Annotated in this window: 2 protein-coding genes and 1 pseudogene; 1 reads left to right on the plus strand and 2 read right to left on the minus strand. The window is 72.1% G+C overall.

Going from position 1 to position 3,644, the window contains the following annotated elements; all coding sequences use genetic code 11:
• Positions 1-504: pseudogene (locus MXD58_RS22910) on the minus strand (hypothetical protein); the annotation flags it as partial.
• A 1,494-nt stretch (positions 505-1,998) separates the two neighbouring features.
• Here MXD58_RS22910 and MXD58_RS22915 point away from each other — a divergent pair.
• Positions 1,999-2,868, plus strand: coding sequence for a universal stress protein (locus MXD58_RS22915; RefSeq protein ID WP_248838475.1), 870 nt, complete (start codon positions 1,999-2,001; stop codon positions 2,866-2,868).
• A 22-nt stretch (positions 2,869-2,890) separates the two neighbouring features.
• Here the strand turns inward: MXD58_RS22915 and MXD58_RS22920 are convergent.
• On the minus strand, positions 2,891-3,644 hold a 754-nt coding region (locus MXD58_RS22920; RefSeq protein WP_250609899.1), incomplete at its 5' end, for a C2 family cysteine protease.

Genomic DNA, 3,644 nt, shown 5'->3' on the forward strand with positions numbered 1-3,644 from the left:
GGGGTGCGCACCGGCCCGCGAACGCCGGCCCCGGCGCCGGGTCGTGCCGCCACCCGCAGAACTCGCCTCGGCGGCCCCGGCCGGGCTCTCGGTCTCGGCGGACTCGACGAGCCGCACGAGGCCGGCCTCGACGGCCGAGTCGGGAATGGTCAGGGCGAACCGGGTCGTCCGGCCGGCGGCCGGGCGGGCGACCGTGGTCAGCCAGCCCTCGCGCCGCAGCCTGGAGACCTGGCGCTGCACGTGGGTCCGGCTGTAGCCGGTCTGCTCCATCAACGTGAGCAGGCCGGGACCGCTGACGGCAGCTCCGGACGGCACGATCGGCGGTGCCTGCGCGACGTGGCACGCGAGGGTGCAGGCGACCAGCTTCGCCGCGGAGGGCATCGGTGCCCGCAGCACCGCCCGCTGCCAGCCGCCGCGGTCGGCGATGAGGGTTCCCGGCTGCTGTGCCGCCCGCACCGAAACCAGAGCACCGGGGAGGGTGAGCTGGATGGTGTCCGACGACACATGCCTCCTTCCCTGGGCTGGATCATTCGATGTTGACGGGTCGCGCGATGCTGCTGGGTTACTCGATGGTGACGGACTGCCCGGATCTGACGCGGTCGCGGCCGGCTGTTCGGGGATCACACCCACCGGAACGGGATCGATGGGTCGTGGGCGGGTCGACGTCTGTTCAGGCACCGTACTCCGCACCGGGTCAAGGGGCTCCTGCGGGGAGCCACCACGCTCACATGAAGAGGACATGACTCCATCACTGCCGTTGGGTGGTCGTGGTGTGACAGAAACATCAAACCGCCGGTGACTGCTTCAAAGCAAAATGATGCGCAAAGGGACTACAGCAAAGCCACGCCTTGAATCGGGTAACCATTGAAAAGGTGTGCGGAAAATTTTCCGGTGGGAAATTGACGAGCGCGAGTTAAGCTCAGCTGGAGATTTTCTCCGGGATCACTGGTTGAGCACCTGAGTAGGTGTTACCCAGGCTTACTGATCGAGCTTGACGGCCGCTTCGGCCCCGGGCCCGGCCACGCACGTTCCCCGGGTGGCTCGGCCCCTGCCGCCGACCGCCCCGGGCACCTGGCCGGTCTTGTCGAACCACGGCATGCCACGACCGGCACCGCCGGCCATCGAACGTCAGCGGATCCGCGCGCTGGGTCGATCGCCCCCGGTTCGCCCACCCGCCACCCGGGCCGACGACCGCCGGGACGCCCTCCCGAGCCGCCGGGACGTACCTGTCGATCAGGTTCGGGCCGGCGGCGACCGGCGCGCGACCCACGGTGATGAATGGAGCTGCGCGCCAGGCCGGAATTGCCGCTGGACACCTTCCCGGACAGCACGGCCGATGCGCCTCGTCACCCGCGCGGCACGCCCACCGCACCCACGGGAAAACCCGGAACGGCGACCCACGAACGCCGCCCGGGTAAGTGAACGACATTCATGAAGTCCGCCGGCGAGGACCGAGACAGCCAGCGCGGCACACAAACAAACGACCGGTGCGCGCAGACCGGTCGACCGTGACGGTAATTACCGGAATCCACCGGCCCGGCCATCCGGCGACAGCGGGTTCCCCGCCAGTGACGTCATGCGGTGATGCAGGCCCCCTGTTCGGGCTTACCCCGGATTGCGTTCGCTCCGGCCGGACGGATACCGCGATGATCCCCGTCCGCCGACCGCCGGGACAGAACCGTTCCCGTCATCCCCGCACAACCCCACGCCACGAGCGGAAGGTCATCGCGGCACCAGGTGGGACAGGGCTGGCTCCGGTAGCGCCGCCACCGGCATAACCCACGAAGGGAACACCGCACGGGCGGTCCCGCGGGTTCGGGCAACCCTGACCCTCCACCGGGCCGGTCGACGCCGCCGCACAACATCGGCTCCCCCCTTGCCGGCAACGGATGCCCGACGCCCGCCGCCGGAAAGGCGGCGGCGGTGAGTTCCGCGATCCGCCCGACGGGGTATCGACCGGGCGGATGCGGATCCTCCTGCTCACCGAGGAGGTGGCGGATGACCGACGACATCGTTGTCGGGGTCGATGGCTCCGAGGGTTCCCGTACGGCGTTGGCCTGGGGATATGCCGAGGCCGAGCGGCAGGGCTGCGGACTGCGGGCGGTCGTTGGGATCGGCTCCGGTGGCCAGGGCCCGGCGGCGGGGCGGGAGGACGCGGACGGGCTGGCCGAGCAGGCCGCGCACATGCTGCACCAGACCGTGATGGCCACCGCGCCGGTCGCCTCCCGGACGGCGGTGGCCGAGGAGGTCGTGGACCGGCCTGGCGCCGAAGCGCTGCTCACCGTGGGGCACGGCGCCCGCATGATCGTGGTGGGTGCCCGCGGCCGTGGGCTGCTTCACCGCCTGCGGGTCGGCTCGGTCAGCACGTCGGTGGCCGTGCACTCGTCGGTGCCGGTCGTGATCGCGCGCGGGGACGCGGCGGGGTCCGCGGCGGACCGGGAGCCGCGCCCAGTCGTGGTGGGCATCGACGGCTCGCCGAACTCCCTCGCCGCCCTGGCGTGGGCTGCGGCGCAGGCCGTCCGGCGCGGGGTGACGCTGCTGGCGGTGCACGCCTGGCTGGTCGCCCTGCCGCTGCAGTTCGCCGCCGCCCCGGGTGACATCACCCAGGAGCTGGAGGATCAGGCCCAGGCGGGTCTCGACGAGGCACTGGCGAGGGTGCGCCCGGAGCTGCCCGCCGGCCTCGACGTCCAGCGCCGGGTGGTGCCGTGTTCGCCGACGCAGGCGCTGCTGGCCGCTGGCCGGGAGGCCGACCTGATCGTCGTGGGCGCGCGTGGGCACGGCGGCTTCACCGAGCTGCTGCTGGGCTCGGTGAGCCACCAGTGCATGATCCATTCACCGGTCCCGGTGGCGATCATCCGCAGGGCGTAGTGGCGGCCGGCCGGGCGTGCGGTCAGCGGGTGGCGCCGTGCACGACGGTGCGTGCATCGGGTACCACCCACGACCACGGGTACCACTGTTCGTTGGTCTGACCGGGCGGCGGATCCCACGGGTTGCGCAGCAGCACCCGGCCGGCCGTGACGTCCACCGCGAGCAGCGCGTAGGCGTGCGCGGCGGCCAGGCCACCCGGTCGGGTCCGGCTCCTGGTGGTGACGGTGACCGCCGCTGCCCGACGCAGCAGCCCGGCGAGGTCGGCGACCGTGGTATCAGCCGCGTCACGATGACCCACCGTGCGCCCAGTGATCGTCCGCAGCCCGGCCGCGGCGCTGCCGAAACCGATCCCCGGATACCCGCCATGCAGGCGGGCGTACGCCTTCTCGTACAGTGCCGGCCACAGTTCCGGCTGGCCCGTGCGGTTGTCGGCGTCCATCGCCAGTTCCTGCACCGGGTCGGGCCCAGCGGCGGCCGTCCCCGCGACGCGACGCGCGGGCAGGGCCGCGGTGACCGTCACGGCGACAGGGTCACCACCGCCCGGATGGAGGATGACAGTGGCTGTGCCGTTGAGGTTGCGGCGCAGCCCATCCGTGATCAGGCCGGGATCCTGGTGCGCCACGCCGATCAGCGCCGCCGCGAGGTAGCAGTCGGCGACGGTGCCCTGCCCCACGTCACCAGGCGCGGCGCCGTCGCGCACGAGGTGCGCCGTCCCGTTACAGCGGTTTCGGGGCGGGGCGTGCCGACGGAGACGAAACTCCCGGTTCGGACAAAAA

Origin of the sequence: Frankia sp. AgKG'84/4 (assembly GCF_023242965.2) — a bacterium.
In the GTDB taxonomy this organism is placed as follows: Bacteria; Actinomycetota; Actinomycetes; order Frankiales; family Frankiaceae; genus Frankia.